Genomic DNA, 20,448 nt, shown 5'->3' with positions numbered 1-20,448 from the left:
CCGGCAGACCTTACGGCTTGCGGCCCACCCCGCCATAGGCGTCGACGTCCAGGGGTTCGCCCGCGCCCGCGCCGCCCGCGCCGTCGGGCTCGGGGCGCCACCGCGTGACCTGGGTGATCCCGGGCTCCACCAGCTCCAACCCCTGGAACAGGGCGGCGATCTCGTCGACCGGCCGGACGTAGTAGGGCACGGCACCACTGCGGTTGTACGCGTCGGAGGCGGCGATCATGCCCGGGCTGGTGGCCGTGCTGTCGCAGATCGTCAGGTAACTGCCCGACGGCAGACCGGCCATGAGCCGCGTCACCAGTGTGCTCGCGACGGCGTGGTCGGCGACGTGCCCGAGCGTGTTGAGGATCATGAGGCCGACGGGCCGGGACAGGTCCAGGGTCGCGCCCGCCGCCTTGAGGACGGCCTCCGGGTCGTACAGGTCCGCGTCGAGGTAGTCCGTCCTGCCCTCGGGCGTGCTGGTGAGCAGGGCGCGGGCGTGGGCCAGGACGAGCGGGTCGTTGTCGACGTAGACGATCCGCGCCTCGGGCGCCGCGCGCTGGGCGACGTCGTGGGTGTTGTCGGCGGTGGGCAGGCCGGTGCCGATGTCGAGGAACTGCCGTATCCCGCGCTCCAGTACCAGGTGCCGGACCGCGCGCCCGAGGAAGTGCCTGCTGGTGACGGCGACGTCGACGAGCCCGGGGAAGATCTCCTTGATCTGCTCCCCCACCTCGCGGTCGACGTCGTAGTGGTCCTTGCCGCCGACGAAGTAGTTCCAGAACCGCGCGGAGTGCGGCGTACTGGTGTCGATCCGGGCCCTGATGGCGGCGCTGGACTCAAGACTGGGATCGTGATCGGACACGGTACGGCCTCCTGAGGGGATGGACACGGGGTCGGGCTCTCCGCCTCCCAACCTAAGCTCCCCCGCCCCGCCCGAGCACTCGTTCCCCGCCAACAGCCCGGCGGGAAAGCCACTTTGACCGAGATCAGGCCCTGCGTCCGCCCCGCGCACCGGTTTCCGGCCCGCGGGACGGCCACGTGCGGGACGCGGGGCGTCAGAAGGCGTCAGGAAGCCAGGCGGTCGAGAGCGGCGGCGGCGAGGCCCGCCACGTGGGCGGGGTCGTCGCCGGGCTGTCCGGCGATCTCGACGAGGCCGAACCGGTGACCACTTCGGATGACCGCGACACCACCGGAGACCTCGCCGCCGCCGCTGAACGCCGGGTACCAAGTGGCCCGGCCGGCCTTGGTGGTGAGCGCGTGCCCCGTGCCGTAGTACCAGTGCCCGGCCGGCTCGTCCTGGCAGTCGCGCACCAGCTGGTTGAGCTCCCGCTCGTGCAGCGCGGCGGACGTGTCGGTGGAACCCTCCGCGACGGATTCGATCAGCAAGGTGTCCCTGGTGTCGAAGGTCCAGGTCACCTCGGCGTACGCGTCGGCCGTTCCCCGCACCAGCGCGCGCATGGTCTCCTCGCCGGAGCACGCCGAGAGAGCCTGGTTCCCGGTCAGACCCACCGTGGCACCGACCGGGCGCAGCCCCCGCTGGACGAGATCCCGGCGTTGCAGCAGGTGTCCGGAACCGAGCCCCTGCGCGGCGGGCGCGGCCGCCGGCCCGCCGGGGACACCGGTCCGCGCGTCGGCGGTGGCGGGCTGCGCGCCGAGAGCGAGCGCGAGGAGGGCGGCGCCGAGGACGGCGGCTCCCGCGGTACGGCCGCGCCGCGCGAACCTCCGGTCAGTTGCCTGGTGCGTCTGGATCGCCTGGTCGGCCTGGATCGCCTGCTTGCCGGACATCTCAACTCCTGTCTGGTGACGACGCGGTGTGCGTCGTCCTGCACCTGGGAGATGCCGGCGGGTCCGCGGATGTTGGACCGCGATCCCCGGCAATCGATGTGATGCGGCTCACATCCGCCACCGGGGTGGGGCGGGCGGCCTCAGAGCCGCGTCACGGCCGCCCGGACGATCCGTGTCATCGCCTCGCCGTCCAGGCAGGCGTGGACCTCCAGGATCCCGTAGTGGGAGCCGCTGCGGAGCAGGGCGATGCCCCCGCAGGGCTCCTTGTCCCGGGGCGCGGTCCCCGCGGTGTTCAGGGCACCGTCGTAGGACCCCATCCAGCTCGCGGTGATGTCCGGCGCGACATCGATCGTGCGCGTGGGCCCGTAGACCCAGTGGCCGGCCGGTTCCGTCTGGCACGGCACCTCCTCCAGGACCAGCCGCTCGAAGAAGTTGCGGGCCAACGCCGGGCTGCCGGCGTCGGCGACCACCTCGCGCGCGACCTGGTCCCCGGCGTCCACCGCCAGCGTGGGGTCGTCGCTGTCCGTCCGCCGGGTCGTCACCAGCCCGCGGAAGTACGCGCCGGGCCCTCCCAGGGTCCCCCCGAGCGTCTTCTCCCCGGCGCAGGCGGCGTTGGCGTACCTGCCGTCCCCGACCCGGTCCTGTACGTAGACGCGCCGGGTGATCCCGGCCTTCCTGAACTCGTCCGCGTCCAACAGGTGCCGGGCCGTCACGGGTCCGCCGGCGGGCCGCGCCGCCGGGGCGGCTCCGGCGGAGCGGGCGGGCACAACGAACCTGCCCGCCAGCAGGCCGAGTCCGACGGCTGCCGCCATGATGACGACGATCTTCCGAGCCCGCACGGCGGCCTCTCCCGTTCCCAGTGAGCTGATGTCGGTCGGTGGAGGAGGGGCCGGGGACGCCTCAGGCACCGGCGCCGAGGCGCTCCCGCATGAAGCGGCGGGCCTGGTGGATGCGGTCCTTGACGGTGCCCAGGGGAGCCCCGGTGATCTCGGCGACCTGAAGGTAGGTGAGGTCCCCGAGGTCGCGCAGCACGAAGGATTCGACCAGGGCCGGATGCTGTTCCTCGAGGGCGGCCAGCGACTCCATCAGGTCCAGGCGCGTTCCGGCGATGACGCTCGTCGTCCGCGGGTCGGCGCCTTCCGGGAGGACGGCGCTGCTGTCCTCCGCACGCCGGCGCATCGAGCGGTACGTGGACCTGGCGGCGTTCGAGGCGATCACGGTGACCCACCCGAGGAACGAGCCGCGCCCGCGGTACTCGGCCAGGTGGAGGCTGATGGACAGCAGCGCGTCCTGCGCCGCCTCTTCGGCGTCCGCGTAGTGGGGAAGGAACCGGGAGCAGCGTCGCAGGACCATGGGCCGGAGACGGACGAGGAGGCGTTCCAGTGCCGCCCGGTCGCCCGCCTGGGCGGCTGCCACGAGCGGTGAGAGCTCGTCCTGCTCGATCACCCGGCTGCCCCCGTTCACGTCCGGCCGGATCCGCCCGGCCCGCCACCCGAGTCCCCGGCGTTCTCGCTCCGGGGCATAGTGTCGCCGCATGCGGAAGCTTGGCCGTTATCTCCTGGAGGAGACACTCGGAGCCGGTGCGTTCGCCACCGTCTGGAAAGCATACGATCCCGAGCTCGACACGGATGTCGCGGTCAAACTGCTGGCCGAGAACTGGGCGTCCGACGCGGACGTGCGCCAACGGTTCCTGGCGGAGGCGAGGTTGCTCCGCAGGATAGCCAGCCCACGGGTCGTACGCGTCCACGACCTCGGGGTCCAGGACGACCGGCCCTACCTGGTCATGGACTACGTCCGGGGTGGCACGCTGGCGCAGATGATCGGGCACTGCGGGCCCGAGGACGCGCTCCGCCTGGCGGCCGAGGCCTGCCGGGCCGTGCAGGTGCTCCACGACGCGGGTGTCGTGCACCGCGACGTCAAGCCGTCGAACCTCCTGCTCGACACCGGCCGCACGCCCGCCGCGGTGGTGGTCGCGGACCTCGGCAGCGCGAAGCGGCTGGCCGACGCGTCGGGGCTGACCGTGACCACGGGCACTCCCGCGTACATGGCGCCCGAACAGGCCTTCCAGACCGGCGGCCTGGACGAGCGGGCCGACGTGTACGCCCTCGGCGTCGTCGCGTTCGAACTCCTCACCGGGCGCAGACCGTTCGGCCCCGGCGGCCGTACGGACCCCGCGCAATGGCGGCTACCGGTGGCGGCGTCGCCCGCGATCCCCAGGGACCTGGCGGTTCCGGACCACATCGGCGCGCCGCTTCGCGCGGCGCTGTCGGTGGAGCCGGGCCGACGGCCGCCCAGCGCCGGGGTGTTCGCGGACGCGCTGCTGTCGCGGGAGGCGCCGCCGTGGCAGCGGGCCGGGCGCGGAATGACGCCCGGCCTCGCCGTCTGGCCCGCGGCGGTCGTCGTCTTCCTGGTGACCACGGCCCTGACCTGGTGGGCCCGCTGATCCGGGCCGCCGGACAGGCCCTAGGGCGTCACCGGGCGTTCCCGGCCGCGATCGCCCCGGAATCCTTCCGCGCGCGGCCCCGGACGAGGCGGGCGGCGGTGAACAGGAGTGCCACCAGCGTGACGCCCGCCGCGACACTGATGGCGGCGGACATCCCGGGCAGCAGTTCGTGGCGTACCGGAGCCGTACCGGAAGCGCTCAGTACGGCGCTGGAGATCGCGAGCACGACCGCGCCGCCCACCTGCATGCTGGTGTTGAGCAGCCCGGAGGCGAGTCCCTGCTCGCTGTCGGCGACCCCGTTGGTGGCCTGGGCGCTCACGGAGGGGAAGCACAGGGCGAAGCCGATCCCGAGGAGCAGCATCGTCGGGAGCATGAAGTCGGCGTACGACTTGTCCGGGTCGACCCGCAGGAACAGGACGTACGCCAGGATGAAGGCCAGCAGGCCGAAGAAGATGAGCACGGTCGTGTTCACCCGGTCGAGGACGGCCTCCATCTTGAGGGCGCTCGCCACGACCAGGACGCCGGTCGGCAGGAACGCCATGGACATCGTGATCGGCGACCAGCCCAGGGAGTTCTGGACGTAGAGCGTGACGACGAACTGGAAGGCGGAGTACCCGCCGAACATCGCCGCCGCGGACAGGTTGGCGTGCACGAGCGCCGAGGACCGGAGAATGCCGAGCCGCACGAGCGGGTGCGGATGCCGCAGCTCGATGACCACGAACGCGGCCATCAGGACGGCGCTCAGCGCGAGCAGGCCGAGCGTGCGCACCGATCCCCAGCCCTCGTTCGGGGCCTGGACCACCGCGTAGACGAGGATCAGCAGGGAGAGCGTGCTGGTCAGCGCGCCCGGCAGGTCGAAGTGGCGCAGATCGACACGCGCCGTCGCGACGTGCGGGATGACCTTCAGGCCGGCCAGGAGGAGGACGATGGCCACCGGTCCCGGCGCCAGGAAGGTCATCCGCCAGCCGATCTCGGTGAGCAGTCCGCCGGCCACCAGGCCGAGGGAGAAGCCGCTCGCGCCGCAGACGGTGTAGATGCTGAGCGCGCGGTTGCGGGCGGGGCCCTGGGCGTACGTCGTCGTGATGATGGACAGGCCGGCGGGGACCGTGAAGGCGGCGGACGCCCCCTTGACGAAACGCAGGGCGATGAGCGCGAGGTCGTTGCTGAGGAACGTGCTGATCACCGAGACGGCGCCGAACACGGCGACGGCGGCGAGGAAGACCCGGCGGCGGCCGAGGAGGTCGGAGGCGCGGCCGCCGAGCAGCAGCAGGCTGCCGTATCCCAGGATGTAGCCGCTGACGATCCACTGGAGGGAGCTGCCGTCCAGGTGCAGGTCGGACCCTATGGAGGGCAGCGCGACGCCGACCATCGAGAGGTCGAGACCGTCGAGGAAGAGCGCGCCGCACAGCACGAACAGGAGCACCCAGGTGCGGGCCGACCAGTTGAGGTCACGTACCTCACCGTCGGGGGTGGGGGACTCGGGGGACGGGATGGTCACGGGGAGGAGCGGAGCCGTTCTCGCTTCCGCTTCGGTGCAGGACGAAGTCACCCGAGACATATAAGCACATGCATCTAATGCACGCACATCTAATGCGCATGCATGCGGATGCCTCTCGCGTGCTAAGATACGACCGTGTCGAAGTCGACCCACGAGGATGAACTCGCAGCCCACTGGCATGACGTGATGGGCCTCTACCACCGCGTCAACACCGCCCTCGACCGGACCCTGATGGAGCGCCACAGCGTCTCGGTGAGCGACTTCGAGGTGCTCCAGGAGCTGTACGCGGCCGACCGGTCCGGCACCCAGGTGCGGATGAGCGAGCTGGAGAGCTCCGTCCACCTGAGCCAGAGCGCCCTGTCCCGCCTGGTCAGCCGCCTGGAGGCGGGGGGCCTGGTGCTGCGGTCGATGTGCGAGGACGACCGGCGGTCGATGTATGTCGGCATCACGCCCAAGGGGTCGCAGCGGTTCACCGAGGCGCGCCCGACCCAGCGGTCCACGCTCCGCGACCTGATGACTCCCGCCCCCGGCCACTGACGGGCGGCGATCGCCCGCCGGTGGCGCGGGGCGGTCCTCAGCGCCAGCCGAGCGCGGGCGCGACGTGGGTGAGGATGTTCTCCAGTACGTGGCTGTTGTAGTCGACGCCGAGTTGGTTGGGCACGGTCAGCAGCAGCGTGTCCGCCTCGGCGATCGCCTCGTCCTCGGCGAGCTGCTTCACCAGGAGGTCGGGCTCGGCGGCGTACGTACGCCCGAAGATCGCGCGCGTGGTCGCGTCGATGTTGCCGATCTGGTCGGCGCTGTCGCCGTCGTTGCCGAAGTACGCCCGGTCCTGGTCGGTGGTGAGCGCGAAAACGCTCCGCGACACCGAGACGCGCGGTTCCCGCTCCCAGCCCGCCTCGGCCCACGCCTCCCGGAAGGCACGGATCTGCGCGGCCTGCTGGACGTGGAAGGGCGCGCCGCCCTCGTCGTTCTTCAGCGTCGAACTCATCAGGTTCATACCGAGCCCGGCCGCCCAGACGGCGGTGGCGTTGGATCCGGCGCCCCACCAGATGCGCTCCCGCAGGCCCTCGGAGTGCGGCTCGACGCGCAGGAGTCCCGGCGGGTTGGCGAACATCGGCCGCGGGTTCGGCCGGGCGAAGCCCTTGCCCTCCAGCACGGACAGCAGCACCTCGGTGTGCTTGCGCGCCATGTCGGCCTCGGTGTCGTCGCCGCTCGGCGCGTACCCGAAGTAGCGCCAGCCGTCGATGACCTGCTCCGGGGATCCCCGGCTGATGCCGAGCTGGAGCCTGCCGCCGGAGATGAGGTCGGCGGAGCCGGCGTCCTCGGCCATGTAGAGGGGGTTCTCGTACCGCATGTCGATCACACCGGTACCGATCTCGATGCGCGAGGTCCTGGCCCCGATCGCGGCGAGCAACGGGAACGGCGAGGCCATCTGCCGCGCGAAGTGATGAACGCGGAAGTAGGCCCCGTCGGCCCCCAGCTCCTCGGCCGCGACGGCGAGGTCGATCGCCTGGAGCAGCGAGTCCGCCGCCGTCCTGGCCTGGGAGTGCGGGGTGTCGGACCAGTGCCCGAACGAGAGAAAGCCGATGCGCTTCATACGAGGCACAACGACCCGCCCTCTTAGTTGATTCCTCAATCAACCGCCGGCAGACGTTGCTGCCCGCCGGGCTCGGGGCGCGCCCGGAACCGAGGAGCGAAGAATGCGCGCAAAGGACCCGCCTCCGCCGAGGCGCGGAAATAGGACATGGTATTTCGTACGCGAATCGACGGGGGGGGTTGTGGTCCGCGGTCCCGCGCGCGGCCGGGCGGCCGACACGAACCGGACTGTCGGGACTGACGCTCCGACAGGAGTGCGACGATGGGCCGGACGAGGGAACCTCGGGCGCCACCCGACCGGCGTCCCCGATCCGTCCCCACGATCATGTAATCATCGCCGAGGCGGGCCGCCAAGGGCCTGGCCGTTCTGACGCCTGACCAGGTAACCGCTGGTCAGAACGATTCTTCCCGGTGACACTTCGGTGGGGCGGGTGGGACTCGAACCCACGGCCGACGGATTATGAGTCCGCTGCTCTAACCGGCTGAGCTACCGCCCCTCGCGGCGTGTCGCGCACATTTGTGCGCGCCGTCAGCCGCAGCATAGCCGCTCATACGATCTCCTGCCTCGGATGGTCGGCATCGCCTGACCTTGAGGACCGCACCGCGCGCCGGACGGTTCCGGGGAAACGAAAAGAGGACCCCTAGGGGTCCTCTTTCTCGCTGCTCCCCCGACTGGACTCGAACCAGTAACCCTCCGGTTAACAGCCGAATGCTCTGCCAATTGAGCTACAGGGGACCGCGCTCCCCCGACTGGACTCGAACCAGTAACCTGCCGGTTAACAGCCGGCTGCTCTGCCAATTGAGCTACAGGGGATTGCTGCGTTTGCACCGGAACGCACCCGCCTCGGGCGTCCCGGGGTGTGCGCGTTCGCTGCGACACATACATTAGCGCAAGCAGGGGGGTGCTCCGCCAATCGGTATCCCCGGGGTCACGTCGGGTGATGCCAGGCCCTGGCGGGGTACGCGGTAGACAGGGCCCAACGGTCCGACGCTGGGGACTTCGACGCTAGGGAAGGGTGGCAGCCATGCGGTACCGCCTCACGTTCATCGCAGGAGTGGCCTTCGGGTACGTGATCGGCACGCGGGCCGGGCGCGAGCGCTACGAGCAGCTCAAGAAGTCGGCACGTCAGGTGTCGCAGAACCCGGCCGTGCGCAACGCCGCCGAGACCGCGAGCACCGTGGGTCGGGAGTACGCGGGCAAGGCGTACCACTCGGTCAGCGCCGTCGTCGGCGACCGGGTCGGGGACAAGATGCCCGGCTCCGTCGCCTCGCGCGTGCGCTCGCTCCGGGAGCGCAGCCAGAACGGCCGCGCGAACGGCAGCGGTCACGACGACTGGGGCAGCAGCGCCACCTGAGGGCGGGGGCGGGCGCCTCTGATACCCGGGACGTCCCGGGATCGTCCCGGGCGGTGCGCGTGGGGCAGAATCGGGTGCCATGGGAATAGTCGCCGGGTTGGACAGTTCGTCCGGGTTCACACGCATCGTCGTCTGTGACGCGGACACGGGCGCCGTGCTGCGCCAGGGTTTCGCCGCGCACCCCGTCGAACCCAAGGCCACCGAGGTCGATCCGCAGGCCTGGTTGCTGTCGCTCGGCGAGGCCGCGTCCGGCGGGCTGCTGGAAGGGGTCCAGGCGATCGGCGTGGCCGCGCAGCAGCACGGCATGGTCGCGCTGGACCGGCAGGGGAATCTCGTCCGGCCCGCCCTGCTCAGCAAGGACAAGCGCGCCCAGGTCGCCGCCGCGGACCTGGTCGACGCGCTCGGCGGCCGGCAGGCGTGGGCCGAGGCCGTCGGGTCCGTACCGCAGCATGCCCAGCTGATCTCCAAGCTGCGCTGGATGGCGCGGGCCGAGCCGGAGGCCGCGCAGCGCACGGCGCTGGTCCTCCAGCCGCACGACTGGCTGGTCTGGCAGCTGCTGGGCCGGCCCGCGCGCCGGACCACCGACCGGGGCGCGGCCTCCGGGACCGGTTACTGGTCGGCGCGGACCGGCTCGTACCGTCCCGATCTCGTGGAGCTGGCGCTCGGCCATCAGGCCGCCCTGCCCGAGGTGCTCGGTCCCGCCGACTCCGCGGGGACCACCCCGGAGGGGCTGCTGATCTCGGCGGGTACGGGCGAGACCATGGCCGCCGCGTTCGGTCTGGGCGTCGGGGTCGGGGACGCCGTCGTGTCACTGGGGGCCTCGGGCTCGGTGATGGCCGTGCACCACGAGGCGCTGGCCGACCCGTCCGGGATGATCACGTCGTTCGCGGACGCCACGGGGATGCACCTGCCGGTCGTCCACACGCTCAACGCCGTCCGGGCCCTGCGGGGTACGGCGGAGATGGTGGGCGCGGCCGACCTCGCGGAGCTGTCCGCCCTGGCGCTCAAGTCGACCCCCGGCGCGTCCGGCCTGGTGATGCTCCCGTACCTGGAAGGCGAGAGAACCCCCCAGCTGCCGCACACCGCGGGCACGCTCACCGGGCTGCGGCGCGAGTCGATGAAGCCCGAACACCTGGCGCGGGCCGCCTTCGAGGGCATGCTCTGCTCGCTCGCCGACGCGATGGACGTCCTGCGCGGGCGCGGGGTCGAGGTCCGGCGGGTCTTCCTGCTGGGGGCGGCGGCCGAGCTGCCCGCGGTCCAGGCCGCCGCACCGGCGATCTTCGGGGCCCAGGTGGTCGTACCGCAGCCCGCCGACTACACCGCGCTCGGCGCGGCCCGCCAGGCGGCCTGGGCGCTGGGGGTCTCGCAGGGGACGCTCGCCCCGCACACCCCGCCGCTCTGGCAGGGCGCGGCGGCGCAGGTCTTCGAGCCGGGCGAGGACGCGGCGGTCGGGACGGCCGTACGGCAGCAGTACGCGGCGACGCGCGAGCAGATCCACCCGGGGGCGTTCGGCCCCGGGATGTGACCGGGGCGGGGGGACGACCGCCTCGATGTGAGACAGGCCACACCCCTCCCGTCCCCGCCCTGCGCACCGCGCTTCTTGACCCGGCCTTGGACGTAAATCCGTGGGGTTCGGCGGTCCGGGTGTCGCAAGATGGGTCCGACCCCCGATCTTGCCGACCCCGAGAGACTCCGCGTGCTGCTACGACTCCTCCGTACCCATCTCGCGCCGTACAGACAAGCGATAGGCCTGCTGGTCGCGCTCCAGCTGCTCCAGACCGTCGCCACCCTCTACCTGCCCACGCTCAACGCGGACATCATCGACAACGGTGTCGTGAAGGGGGATTCGGGCTACATCCTGCGTCTCGGCGGGATCATGATCGCCGTCAGCGTGGTCCAGGTGATCTGCAACATCGGCGCGGTGTACTACGGCGCCCGCACCGCCTCCGCGCTCGGCCGGGACGTCCGGGCCGCGGTCTTCGGGCGGGTGCAGAGCTTCTCCGCCCGCGAGGTCGGGCAGTTCGGGGCCCCCTCGCTGATCACCCGGACCACCAACGACGTGCAGCAGGTCCAGATGCTGACGCTGATGGCGTTCACGCTGATGGTGTCGGCGCCCATCATGTGTGTCGGGGGCATCGTCATGGCGCTCGGCCAGGACGTGCCGCTGTCGTCCGTCCTGCTGGCCGTGGTGCCGGTGCTCGGGATCGCGGTGAGTCTCATCGTCCGGAAGATGCGGCCGCTCTTCCGGACCATGCAGACCCGGCTGGACTCGGTGAACCGGATCCTGCGCGAGCAGATCACCGGTAACCGGGTGATCAGGGCGTTCGTCCGGGACGACTACGAGAAGAAGCGCTTCGGGGTCGCCAACACCGAGCTGACCGGCGTCGCGCTGTCGACCGGCCGGCTGATGGCGCTGATGTTCCCGACGGTGATGACGGTCGTCAACGTCTCGTCGATCGCCGTCGTCTGGTTCGGGGCGCACCGCATCGAGAGCGGCGGGATGCAGATCGGCGCGCTGACGGCGTTCCTCGCGTACCTGATGCAGATCGTGATGGCCGTCATGATGGCCACCTTCATGTTCATGATGGTCCCGCGCGCCGAGGTGTGCGCGGAGCGCATCGAAGAGGTGCTGGACACGCGGTCCAGCGTCGTACCGCCCGAGGCCCCGGTGACGGAGCTGCGGCGGCACGGTCATCTGGAGGTACGGAGCGGGGAGTTCCGCTTCCCCGGGGCCGAGGAACCGGTCCTCAGGGACGTCTCGCTGGTGGCGCGCCCCGGCGAGACGACCGCGGTCATCGGGTCGACGGGCAGCGGCAAGTCGACGCTGCTGAGCCTGGTCCCCCGGCTGATCGACACCACCGGCGGGGAGGTGCTCGTGGACGGCCAGGACGTGCGCGGGCTCGACCCGGCGCTGCTGGCCAAGACCGTGAGCCTCGTCCCGCAGAAGCCGTACCTCTTCTCGGGGACGGTCGCCACGAACCTGCGGTACGGCAAACCGGACGCCACCGACGAGGAGTTGTGGCACGCGCTGGAGGTCGCCCAGGCCAAGGAGTTCGTCTCCGCGCTGGAGGGCGGCCTCGACGCGGCGATAGCCCAGGGCGGTACGAACGTGTCCGGCGGGCAGCGCCAGCGGCTCGCCATCGCGAGGACGCTCGTGCAGCGGCCGGAGATATACCTGTTCGACGACTCGTTCTCGGCGCTGGACTACGCGACGGACGCGGCGCTGCGGCGCGCGCTCGCGCGGGAGACCGCGGAGGCGACGGTCGTGATCGTCGCCCAGCGGGTGTCCACCATCCGTGACGCGGACCGGATCATCGTCCTGGACGAGGGCCGGGTGGTCGGCAGCGGCCGGCACCACGAGCTGATGGCGGGCAACGAGACATACCGGGAGATCGTCCTCTCCCAGCTGACCGAGGCGGAGGCTGCCTGATGAGCGGTCCTGGCGGACGCATGATGATGGCCGCGGGCCCCACGCAGCGGTCGATGGACTTCAAGGGGTCGAGCAAGCGCCTGCTGAGGCTGCTCGCCGTGGAGCGGACCACCCTCTGGTGGATGCTGGGCGCCGGGGTGCTGAGCGTCGCCCTGTCGGTGATCGGGCCCAAGGTCCTCGGCCGGGCCACCGACCTGATCTTCGCGGGGGTCGTCGGCCGGCAGATGCGGGAGGGCACCACCAAGGCGGAGGCCATCGACTCGCTGCGCCACAAGGGCGACAACGGGCTGGCCGACCTGCTCTCCGGGGTGGACTTCATCCCGGGCCACGGCATCGACTTCGACGCGATCGGCGAGGTGCTGCTCGCGACGCTGCTCATCTACCTGGGCGCCGGGCTGCTCATGCTGGTGTCCACGCGCCTGTCGATCCGGGTCATCAACGGCACGGTGTACCGGATGCGCGAGGAGGTGCAGGCGAAGATGTCGCGGCTGCCGCTGTCGTACTTCGACCAGCAGCCGCGCGGCGAGGTGCTCAGCCGGGCGACGAACGACGTCGACAACATCTCGCAGACCATGCAGCAGACGATGGGGCAGCTCATCAACTCGGTGCTGACGATCGTCGGTGTGCTGGCGATGATGTTCTGGATCTCGCCGCTGCTCGCCCTGGTGGCGCTGGTGACCGTACCGGTGTCGATCGTCGTGGCGACCAGGATCGGCAAGCGGTCGCAGCCGCACTTCGTGCAGCAGTGGAAGGTCACGGGCACGCTGAACGCGCACATCGAGGAGATGTACACCGGGCACGCGCTGGTGAAGGTCTTCGGGCGCGCCGAGGAGTCCGCGGAGGCGTTCCGCGAGGAGAACGACAAGCTGTACGAGGCCGGGTTCAAGGCGCAGTTCAACAGCGGGATCATGCAGCCGCTGATGCTCTTCATCTCGAACCTGAACTATGTGCTGATCGCGGTCGTCGGCGGTCTGCGGGTCGCCTCGGGCACCCTGTCGATCGGTGACGTGCAGGCGTTCATCCAGTACTCGCGGCAGTTCTCGATGCCGCTGACGCAGGTCGCGTCGATGGCGAACCTGGTGCAGTCCGGGGTCGCCTCGGCCGAGCGCATCTTCGACCTGCTGGACGCGCCGGAGCAGGAGCCCGACGCCCCGGCCGTGGAGCGGCTGCGGAAGGGCTCCCAGGGCCGTGTGGCGCTGGAGCACGTGTCCTTCCGGTACGACCCCGAGAAGCCGCTGATCGAGGATCTGTCGCTGTCGGTGGAGCCGGGCCAGACGGTGGCGATCGTGGGGCCGACGGGTGCGGGCAAGACGACCCTGGTGAACCTGCTGATGCGGTTCTACGAGGTCACGGGCGGGCGGATCACGCTCGACGGGGTGGACGTGGCGCGCATGTCCCGGGAGCAACTGCGGTCCGGGATAGGCATGGTCCTCCAGGACACGTGGCTGTTCGGCGGGAGCATCGCCGACAACATCGCGTACGGCGCCTCCCGGGACGTCACCCGCGAGGAGATCGAGGAAGCGGCGCGGGCCGCCCACGCCGACCGGTTCGTCCGCACGCTCCCCGACGGGTACGACACCGTCATCGACGACGACGGTACGGGCGTCAGCGCCGGCGAGAAGCAGCTGATCACCATCGCGCGGGCGTTCCTGTCCGACCCGGTGATCCTGGTCCTGGACGAGGCGACCAGCTCGGTGGACACCCGCACCGAGGTGCTGATCCAGCGGGCGATGGCCCGTCTGGCCCACGGCCGTACGAGCTTCGTGATCGCGCACCGGCTCTCCACGATCCGGGACGCGGACGTCATCCTCGTCATGGAGAGCGGGTCCATCGTCGAGCAGGGCACCCACGAGGAACTCCTCGCGGCGGAGGGCGCCTACGCGCGCCTGTACGCCTCCCAGTTCGCCCAGGCGGTCGCCGAGGTCGACTGACGAGGTTTCGTGTGTACGGCAGCGGCGCCGCGCCCCCGGTCGACGGGGCGCGGCGCCGCTGCCGGTTCGCGCGGTGGCGCTGCCGGTTATCGCGGCGGTCTCAGTCCAGGTATCCGCGCAGTTGGTCCGCGTAGGTGTGGTTGCGCAGTTTGCCGAGGGTCTTCGCCTCTATCTGGCGTATGCGTTCCCGGGTGACGCCGAAGATGCTGCCGATCTCCTCCAGCGTGCGGGGCCGGCCGTCGTCCAGCCCGTACCGCAGCTGCACGACCTTGCGTTCGCGCTCGCCGAGGGTGGAGAGGACCGCGTTCAGGTGCTGGCGCAGCAGGAGGAAGGCGGCGGACTCGACGGGGGACGCGGCGTCGCCGTCCTCGATCAGGTCGCCGAACGCCACGTCGTCCTCCTCGCCCACCGGGGAGTGCAGGGAGATGGGCTCCTGGGCGAGGCGCAGCACCTCGCCGACGCGCTCGGGCGGGACGTCCAACTGGGCGGCGACCTCCTCGGCGGAGGGCTCGTAGCCCCGTTCCTGGAGCAGCCGGCGCTGGACGCGGACGACCCGGTTGATCAGCTCGACCACGTGGACGGGGACCCGGATGGTGCGGGCCTGGTCGGCCAGCGCCCGGGACATGGCCTGGCGGATCCACCAGGTCGCGTACGTCGAGAACTTGAAGCCGCGGGCGTAGTCGAACTTCTCGACCGCCCTGATCAGCCCGAGGTTGCCCTCCTGGACGAGGTCGAGCATGGTCAGGCCGCGGCCGATGTAGCGCTTGGCGACGGAGACCACGAGGCGCAGGTTCGCCTCGATCAGCCGGCGCTTGGCCACGCGGCCTCTCACGACGAGGCGGTCGAGGTCCAGGGCGAGGCGGGAGTCCAGGTCGGTGGCGGTGCCGAGCTTCTCCTCGGCGAAGAGGCCGGCCTCGACGCTGCGGGCCAGCTCCACTTCCTCGGCGGCGGTGAGCAGCGGGATGCGGCCGATCTCCCGCAGGTACTGGCGGAACAGGTCGGAGGTGGCGCCGGTGTCGGCCCGGGTGCTCCGGCGCGGCTCGGGCACGTCGTCCACGGGGTCCTCGGTGAGGGTCTCGACGACGGTCGCCGGGGCCTCGGCCCCGGGGCCGGGCTTCCCCCGGTGGAGCCGGAGGACTTCGGGGTGGTGCGGGTGGCGCGCCTCGGGGTGGTGCGCGACGCGGTTCTGGGGCGGGACGGCCGGTGACAGGGCCGGTTGTCCGGTCAGGTGGGCCGCGAGGTCCTTGGTCAGCGTCAAAGCCGGGCTCACGGACTGGGTCTGGGTCTGCACGGGGGGCGACCTCCAGGGTGATCACTGCCGGTTCGGGGGCGTGCGGCAGCGGGACGCAAGCGGCCGGGCCGCATTCCGTCCCGTACACGATGAGCGGATCCGCGGGGGTGCGGCACCCTTCGTTCACGGGTCGGCCGCGCCCGGGACTCAGGCACCGCCACCAGTGTGGGGTACGACACACAGCCGCCACGAGGGGCGTGCGGCGACTTTCTGAGTCCCGTGCGTGACCGGGTAGTTACGGAAGGATGTCGTCCGGGCGGCGGGCGGGACGGGGGCCGGTGGGACGCGCGGGACCGGCCGCGACGGCGTGCGGCCGGGTCAGAGTGCGGCCGCGCCCTGGTTGCGCAGGGACTGGCCGTACTGCTGGAGCACCCACAACTCGTTCTGCACGGCCGCGTAGTGCTCGGGGTCGGAGTGCGTGCCCAGGCGGGTCAGGGTGCCCGTGACGTCACGGATCCGCAGGTCGACCGCGCGCAGCCGGACCTGGACGAGCTGCTCCCCCGCGTACGCCTCGTCGATGGTCTTGCCGTGGAACACCTCGACCGCCAGCTCCGTGACCATCGCGCGCACCGCGTCGTTGGGCGCGGCCTCGCGGACCCGGGCCAGGTACTCGAACGCGGCGCCCACGCCCTGTTCGGCGCCGCCCGCGTCCTCGATGGCGCGGCGCACGGCCGCGTACGGCTCGGCGGTGAACTCGTCGCCGCCGTACGCGTCGAAGGCCGGCGAGACCAGCTCCGGCCGCTGGAGGGCGAGCTTGAGCAGCTCGCGCTCGGTGCGGTGGGCGGGGCTGCGGAGGTTCAGCGCGGGCCCCGAGGGACCGCGGCCGACCGCGCCCGGGCCGCCGTGGGAGCCCTGCGGTCCCTGGGGCCCCTGCGGGTCACCGCGCCGGGCGCCGCGCTCGGGGGGCGCCGCGGGGCCGCGGCCGCCGCGGTCACGCGCCCAACGGGCCACTTGCGCGACGCGCTTGACGACGAACTGGGTGTCCAGGATGCCGAGGATGCCGGCGAGCTGGACGGCGACCTCGTGCTGCGACGCGCCGTTCTTGATCCGGGCCACGATCGGGGCCGCCTCGTCCAGGGCGGCGGCGCGCCCCGCCGGGGTCTCCAGCGCGTAGCGCGAGACGATCTGGCGGATCGCGAACTCGAAGAGGGGCGTGCGCGGTTCGACCAGGTCCTGGACGGCCTCGTCGCCCTTGGCGAGGCGCAGGTCGCACGGGTCCATGTTGTCGGGGGCGATCGCGATGTACGTCTCGGCGGCGAACTTCTGGTCGTCCTCGAAGGCCCGCAGCGCGGCCTTCTGGCCCGCCGCGTCCCCGTCGAAGGTGAAGATCACGCGCGCGCTGCCGTTGTCCATCAGGAGCCGTCTGAGGATCTTGATGTGGTCGGCGCCGAAGGCGGTGCCGCAGGTGGCGATGGCGGTGGTGACGCCGGCCAGGTGGCAGGCCATCACGTCGGTGTACCCCTCCACCACCACGGCCCTGCTGGCCTTGGCGATGTCCTTCTTGGCCAGGTCGACGCCGTACAGCACCTGGGACTTCTTGTAGATCGCGGTCTCGGGGGTGTTGAGGTACTTCGGGCCGTTGTCGTCGTCGCGCAGCTTGCGCGCGCCGAAGCCGACGACCTCGCCGGAGATGTCCCTGATGGGCCACATCAGGCGGCCGCGGAAGCGGTCGATGGGACCGCGGCGGCCGTCCTGGGAGAGCCCGGAGAGCAGCAGTTCCTTGTCGGAGAAGCCCTGGCCGCGCAGGTACGAGGTGAGGTGGTCCCAGCCGGCCGGGCTGTACCCGACGCCGAAGTGCTCGGCCGCCGCCTGGTCGAAGCCGCGCTCGGCGAGGAACTTCCGGCCGATCTCGGCCTCGGTGCCCGACAGCTGCTCGGCGTAGAACCGCGCGGCGATCTTGTGCGCCTCCACCAGCCGGGTGCGCTCGCCGCGCTGGCCCGCCGGGTTGTAGCCGCCTTCCTCGTACCGCAGCGTGACGCCCGCCTGGGCGGCGAGCCGCTCGACCGTCTCGGAGAACGAGAGGTGGTCGATCTTCATCACGAAGGCGATGGTGTCCCCGCCCTCCTGGCAGCCGAAGCAGTGGAAGAGACCCTTGCTCGGACTGACCTGGAAGGAGGGGGACTTCTCGTCGTGGAAGGGGCAGAGACCCTTCAGGTTCCCGCCGCCCGCGCTGCGCAACTGGAGGTACTCGGACACGACGGCGTCGATCGGGACCGCGTCCCGAACCGCCTTCACGTCGTCATCGTTGATCCTGCCGGCCACGCGTGGATTCTACGGTGGCGCCGTGAGGTCGGCGGACCGTGCGCCCGGGGACGGGTACGGCCGGGGGCGGTCAGGTGCCGTCCGCGGCGAGGGAGGCGAGCGGCACCGACGGGTCGGCGAGCGCGTCCGGGTCCAGCCGGGCGCCGGACCGGATCAGGCGCTGGATGTCGCCGGTGACGTCCCAGACGTTGACGTTCATCCCGGCGAGCACCCGGCCGTCCTTCGTCCAGAAGGCGATGAACTCGCGCTTCCCCGCGTCGCCCCTGACCACCACCTGGTCGTACGAGCCGGGCGGCGCCCAGCCCGAGTACTCCAGGCCCAGGTCGTACTGGTCGGAGAAGAAGTACGGGATCCGGTCGTACGTGACGTCCTGGCCGAGCATCGCCCGGGCGGCGGCCGGCCCGCCGTTCAGGGCGTTCGCCCAGTGCTCGACGCGCACCCGGTCGGCGGACAGGCCCTCGCCCCAGCCGGAGAGCGGGAACGAGGCCACGTCCCCGGCCGCGAAGATGTCGGGGTCCGAGGTGCGCAGCGACGCGTCCACGGCGATGCCGCCGCCCGTGGCGCGGTCGGCGAGGGTGAGGCCCGCCGCCTCGGCGAGGGAGACCCGGGGCGCGGCGCCGATCGCGGCGAGCACGTCGTGGGCGGGGTGCTCCTCGCCGTCGTCCGTGCGGGCCGCGAGGACCATGCCGTCCTGGCCGACGATCTCGGTGAGCCGTACCCCGAAGTGGAAGCGGACGCCGTGCTCGCTGTGCAGGTCCGTGAAGAGCTGGCCCAGCTCGGGGCCGATGACCTGGTGCAGCGGCGTGGCGGCGGACTCGACGACGGTGACCTCGGCGCCGTACCCCCGGGCCGCCGCGGCGACCTCCAGGCCGATCCAGCCGGCGCCGGCGATGACGAGGTGACCGTTGTCCCGGCCGAGGGCGGCGAGGACGTGGCGCAGCCGGTCGGCGTGGGCGAGGCGGCGCAGGTGGTGCACGCCGGCCAGGTCCGTGCCGGGGACGTCGAGGCGGCGCGGCTCGGAGCCGGTGGCCAGCAGCAGCTTGTCGTAGGGGACGGAGGTGCCGTCGCCGAGGTGCACGCAGCGGGTGCTGCGGTCGATCGAGGTGACCGTCTGGCCGAGGTGCAGCTCGACCTGGGACCGCGCGTACCAGGCGGGCTCCTGCACGAAGACGCTGTCGCGCTCGTCCTTGCCGACCAGGTAGCCCTTGGACAGGGGTGGGCGTTCGTAGGGATGGTCGCGCTCGTCGCCGATCAGGATCACCCGGCCGGTGAAGCCCTCCGCCCGGAGGGTCTCCGCGGCCTTCGCCGCGGCGAGCCCGCCGCCGACGATGACAAATGTCCGATGTGCGTCGACCACTTGATGCCTCCTTTTTGCTCAGCCGCCATCTGCGAGCGTCCCGTACGGAGCGTAATGGGGGAAGAGGGGGCGCGCCGGTGCCGTGCCGCCGATCCCCGGAGGAGCGTCGGGCGGCGTCAGCGTGTGCCGCCCCGGAGGCCGCTGTGGAGGGAGCGGGCCGCCGCGTCCGTGAGGGAGGCGATCTGGTCGACGATCACCCGCTTGCGGGCGCGGTCGTCGGCGGCGGTTTCGAACAGCGCGCGGAACTGCGGGTCCAGGCCCTCCGGGGCGCCCGCCGTGAGCGCCCCGGCCAGCTCGGCCAGGACGATCCGCTGGTCGGCGCGCAGGGTCTCCTGCTCGGCCCGCTGCATCACGTACCGGTCGGCGACGGCCTTGAGGACCGCGCACTCGTGGCGCGCCTCGCGCGGGACGACCAGCTCGGCGCCGTACCGGGTGAGCGGGCCCGTGCCGTACGCCTGGCGGGTGGCGCCCTCCGCGGCCAGGCAGAAGCGGCCGATGAGCTGGCTGGTGGCGTCCTTGAGGCGGCCCTGGGCGACCGCCGAGCCGTCGTAGCCGTGCGGCCACCAGCGCTGCCCCATGAGGCGGTCCAGCGCGGCGGACAGCTCGGCCGGGTCGGTGCCGGCGGGGACGTACCGCCCTATGGCGACGGCCCAGATCGCGTCGCGCTCGGTCGGCGAGGAGAGGGCGGCCGGGTCCACGTGGCCGGCGTGCAGCCCGTCCTCGAAGTCGTGGACCGAGTAGGCGACGTCGTCGGACCAGTCCATGACCTGCGCCTCGAAGCACGTCCGGCCCGCCGGGGCGCCCTGCCTGGCCCAGGCGAAGACCGGCAGGTCGTCCTCGTAGACGCCGAACTTGGCGGAGGCGGGCTCGGTGGGGTGGGCGCCGCGGGGCCAGGGGTACTTCGTCGCGGCGTCCAGGGCGGCCCTGGTCAGGTTGAGGCCGACGCTGACCGGCTCGCCCGTCTCCTCGGACGTGACGAACCGCTTGGGCTCGATCCTCGTCAGCAGGCGCAGCGACTGCGCGTTCCCCTCGAAGCCGCCGCAGTCCTCGGCGAACTCGTTGAGGGCCTGCTCGCCGTTGTGCCCGAACGGCGGATGGCCCATGTCGTGCGCCAGGCAGGCGGTCTCGACGAGGTCCGGGTCGCAGCCGAGGGCCGCGCCGAGCTCGCGGCCCACCTGGGCGCACTCCAGGGAGTGCGTGAGGCGGGTGCGCGCGCTGGCGTCCCAGTCCTGGTTACGGGTCCCCGGCGTGACCACCTGGGTCTTGCCCGCGAGGCGCCGCAGCGCGGCGGAGTGCAGCACGCGGGCGCGGTCGCGCTGGAACGCGGTCCTGCCGGGCCGCTTGTCGGGCTCGGCGGCCCAGCGCTCGGTGGCGTCGGCCGCGTAGGGGGACGGGGGAACGGTGGGGTGGGACGAGGTCGTACCGGTGGTGCCTGCCATGTGTCGACGGTAACCGGCGGGACCGACAGCGGGTCGGCGCGGGCCGCCGCGTATCGCCCGGACGGGCTCGGAGGGG

General features: G+C 72.0%; 16 protein-coding genes and 3 tRNA genes. 6 read left to right on the top strand and 13 right to left on the bottom strand.

The window, feature by feature from the left end; translation table 11 throughout:
* Nucleotides 1–10: 10 nt before the first annotated feature.
* From HA039_RS24185 to HA039_RS24170, 4 genes are all read right to left on the bottom strand, one after another.
* Nucleotides 11–847 carry an SAM-dependent methyltransferase gene (locus HA039_RS24185; protein ID WP_167033349.1) on the bottom strand — a complete coding sequence of 279 codons (837 nt, stop codon included), beginning with the start codon at nt 845–847 and terminating at the stop codon, nt 11–13.
* A gap of 203 nt (nt 848–1,050) precedes the next feature.
* Complete coding sequence (locus HA039_RS24180) at nt 1,051–1,770, bottom strand: hypothetical protein (RefSeq protein ID WP_167033347.1); 720 nt, start codon at nt 1,768–1,770, stop codon at nt 1,051–1,053.
* Nucleotides 1,771–1,910: 140 nt separating this feature from the next.
* Entirely contained in the window at nt 1,911–2,582 is a 672-nt protein-coding gene (locus tag HA039_RS24175; RefSeq protein ID WP_167033345.1) for a hypothetical protein, read from the bottom strand.
* Nucleotides 2,583–2,670: 88 nt separating this feature from the next.
* Entirely contained in the window at nt 2,671–3,234 is a 564-nt protein-coding gene (locus HA039_RS24170) for an RNA polymerase sigma factor (RefSeq protein ID WP_243869710.1), read from the bottom strand.
* A 70-nt stretch (nt 3,235–3,304) separates the two neighbouring features.
* Here HA039_RS24170 and HA039_RS24165 point away from each other — a divergent pair, with 70 nt between their 5' ends.
* Nucleotides 3,305–4,213 carry a serine/threonine-protein kinase gene (locus tag HA039_RS24165; RefSeq protein WP_167033341.1) on the top strand — a complete coding sequence of 303 codons (909 nt, stop codon included), beginning with the start codon at nt 3,305–3,307 and terminating at the stop codon, nt 4,211–4,213.
* 28 nt (nt 4,214–4,241) lie between these two features.
* Here HA039_RS24165 and HA039_RS24160 read toward each other — a convergent pair whose 3' ends face one another.
* On the bottom strand, nt 4,242–5,711 hold the full coding sequence (locus HA039_RS24160; RefSeq protein WP_243869708.1) for an MFS transporter: 1,470 nt from the start codon (nt 5,709–5,711) through the stop codon (nt 4,242–4,244).
* 135 nt (nt 5,712–5,846) lie between these two features.
* On the opposite strand from HA039_RS24160, the gene HA039_RS24155 reads away from it, so the two are divergent.
* Nucleotides 5,847–6,248, top strand: coding sequence for a MarR family winged helix-turn-helix transcriptional regulator (locus HA039_RS24155; protein WP_167033337.1), 402 nt, complete (start codon nt 5,847–5,849; stop codon nt 6,246–6,248).
* Nucleotides 6,249–6,285: 37 nt separating this feature from the next.
* Here the strand turns inward: HA039_RS24155 and HA039_RS24150 are convergent, their stop codons facing one another.
* The 4 genes from HA039_RS24150 to HA039_RS24135 form a co-directional block, all read right to left on the bottom strand.
* Nucleotides 6,286–7,308, bottom strand: a complete 1,023-nt coding sequence (locus HA039_RS24150; RefSeq protein WP_167033335.1) for an LLM class flavin-dependent oxidoreductase — start codon at nt 7,306–7,308, stop codon at nt 6,286–6,288.
* A 422-nt stretch (nt 7,309–7,730) separates the two neighbouring features.
* A tRNA-Ile gene (locus HA039_RS24145) sits at nt 7,731–7,804 on the bottom strand.
* A 166-nt stretch (nt 7,805–7,970) separates the two neighbouring features.
* Nucleotides 7,971–8,043 (bottom strand) — tRNA-Asn (locus HA039_RS24140).
* A 5-nt stretch (nt 8,044–8,048) separates the two neighbouring features.
* Nucleotides 8,049–8,121, bottom strand: a tRNA-Asn gene (locus tag HA039_RS24135).
* A gap of 211 nt (nt 8,122–8,332) precedes the next feature.
* On the opposite strand from HA039_RS24135, the gene HA039_RS24130 reads away from it, so the two are divergent.
* The 4 genes from HA039_RS24130 to HA039_RS24115 all read left to right on the top strand — a co-directional run bounded on the left by HA039_RS24130 (nt 8,333) and on the right by HA039_RS24115 (nt 14,023).
* Nucleotides 8,333–8,662 carry a YtxH domain-containing protein gene (locus tag HA039_RS24130; RefSeq protein WP_167037517.1) on the top strand — a complete coding sequence of 110 codons (330 nt, stop codon included), beginning with the start codon at nt 8,333–8,335 and terminating at the stop codon, nt 8,660–8,662.
* 79 nt (nt 8,663–8,741) lie between these two features.
* Nucleotides 8,742–10,187, top strand: a complete 1,446-nt coding sequence (locus tag HA039_RS24125) for an FGGY family carbohydrate kinase (RefSeq protein ID WP_167033333.1) — start codon at nt 8,742–8,744, stop codon at nt 10,185–10,187.
* A gap of 171 nt (nt 10,188–10,358) precedes the next feature.
* Entirely contained in the window at nt 10,359–12,092 is a 1,734-nt protein-coding gene (locus HA039_RS24120) for an ABC transporter ATP-binding protein (protein ID WP_167033331.1), read from the top strand.
* Nucleotides 12,092–14,023 carry an ABC transporter ATP-binding protein gene (locus HA039_RS24115; protein WP_167033329.1) on the top strand — a complete coding sequence of 644 codons (1,932 nt, stop codon included), beginning with the start codon at nt 12,092–12,094 and terminating at the stop codon, nt 14,021–14,023. The genes HA039_RS24120 and HA039_RS24115 overlap by 1 nt, the downstream gene beginning before the upstream one ends.
* Before the next feature lie 100 nt (nt 14,024–14,123).
* Here the strand turns inward: HA039_RS24115 and HA039_RS24110 are convergent, their stop codons facing one another.
* The 4 genes from HA039_RS24110 to HA039_RS24095 form a co-directional block, all read right to left on the bottom strand.
* On the bottom strand, nt 14,124–15,314 hold the full coding sequence (locus HA039_RS24110; protein ID WP_425086379.1) for an RNA polymerase sigma factor: 1,191 nt from the start codon (nt 15,312–15,314) through the stop codon (nt 14,124–14,126).
* A gap of 318 nt (nt 15,315–15,632) precedes the next feature.
* Complete coding sequence (gene dnaG / locus HA039_RS24105; RefSeq protein ID WP_167033327.1) at nt 15,633–17,576, bottom strand: DNA primase; 1,944 nt, start codon at nt 17,574–17,576, stop codon at nt 15,633–15,635.
* 70 nt (nt 17,577–17,646) lie between these two features.
* Nucleotides 17,647–18,933 carry an NAD(P)/FAD-dependent oxidoreductase gene (locus HA039_RS24100; RefSeq protein WP_167033325.1) on the bottom strand — a complete coding sequence of 429 codons (1,287 nt, stop codon included), beginning with the start codon at nt 18,931–18,933 and terminating at the stop codon, nt 17,647–17,649.
* Nucleotides 18,934–19,049: 116 nt separating this feature from the next.
* Entirely contained in the window at nt 19,050–20,372 is a 1,323-nt protein-coding gene (locus HA039_RS24095) for a deoxyguanosinetriphosphate triphosphohydrolase (RefSeq protein WP_167033323.1), read from the bottom strand.
* Nucleotides 20,373–20,448 lie beyond the last annotated feature (76 nt).

Origin of the sequence: Streptomyces liangshanensis, from assembly GCF_011694815.1 — a bacterium.
GTDB classification, from domain to species: domain Bacteria; phylum Actinomycetota; class Actinomycetes; order Streptomycetales; family Streptomycetaceae; genus Streptomyces; species Streptomyces liangshanensis.
This window is presented reverse-complemented; position numbering and strand designations above follow the sequence as displayed.

Excerpts from the sequence above, each read along its gene's own strand:
- HA039_RS24180 (WP_167033347.1), bottom strand. The coding sequence starts at position 1,770 with ATGTCCGGCAAGCAGGCGATCCAGGCCGACCAGGCGATCCAGACGCAC.
- HA039_RS24175 (WP_167033345.1), bottom strand. The coding sequence starts at position 2,582 with ATGGCGGCAGCCGTCGGACTCGGCCTGCTGGCGGGCAGGTTCGTTGTG.
- HA039_RS24165 (WP_167033341.1), top strand. The coding sequence starts at position 3,305 with ATGCGGAAGCTTGGCCGTTATCTCCTGGAGGAGACACTCGGAGCCGGT.
- HA039_RS24150 (WP_167033335.1), bottom strand. The coding sequence starts at position 7,308 with ATGAAGCGCATCGGCTTTCTCTCGTTCGGGCACTGGTCCGACACCCCG.
- HA039_RS24130 (WP_167037517.1), top strand. The coding sequence starts at position 8,333 with ATGCGGTACCGCCTCACGTTCATCGCAGGAGTGGCCTTCGGGTACGTG.
- HA039_RS24125 (WP_167033333.1), top strand. The coding sequence starts at position 8,742 with ATGGGAATAGTCGCCGGGTTGGACAGTTCGTCCGGGTTCACACGCATC.
- HA039_RS24115 (WP_167033329.1), top strand. The coding sequence starts at position 12,092 with ATGAGCGGTCCTGGCGGACGCATGATGATGGCCGCGGGCCCCACGCAG.
- HA039_RS24095 (WP_167033323.1), bottom strand. The coding sequence starts at position 20,372 with ATGGCAGGCACCACCGGTACGACCTCGTCCCACCCCACCGTTCCCCCG.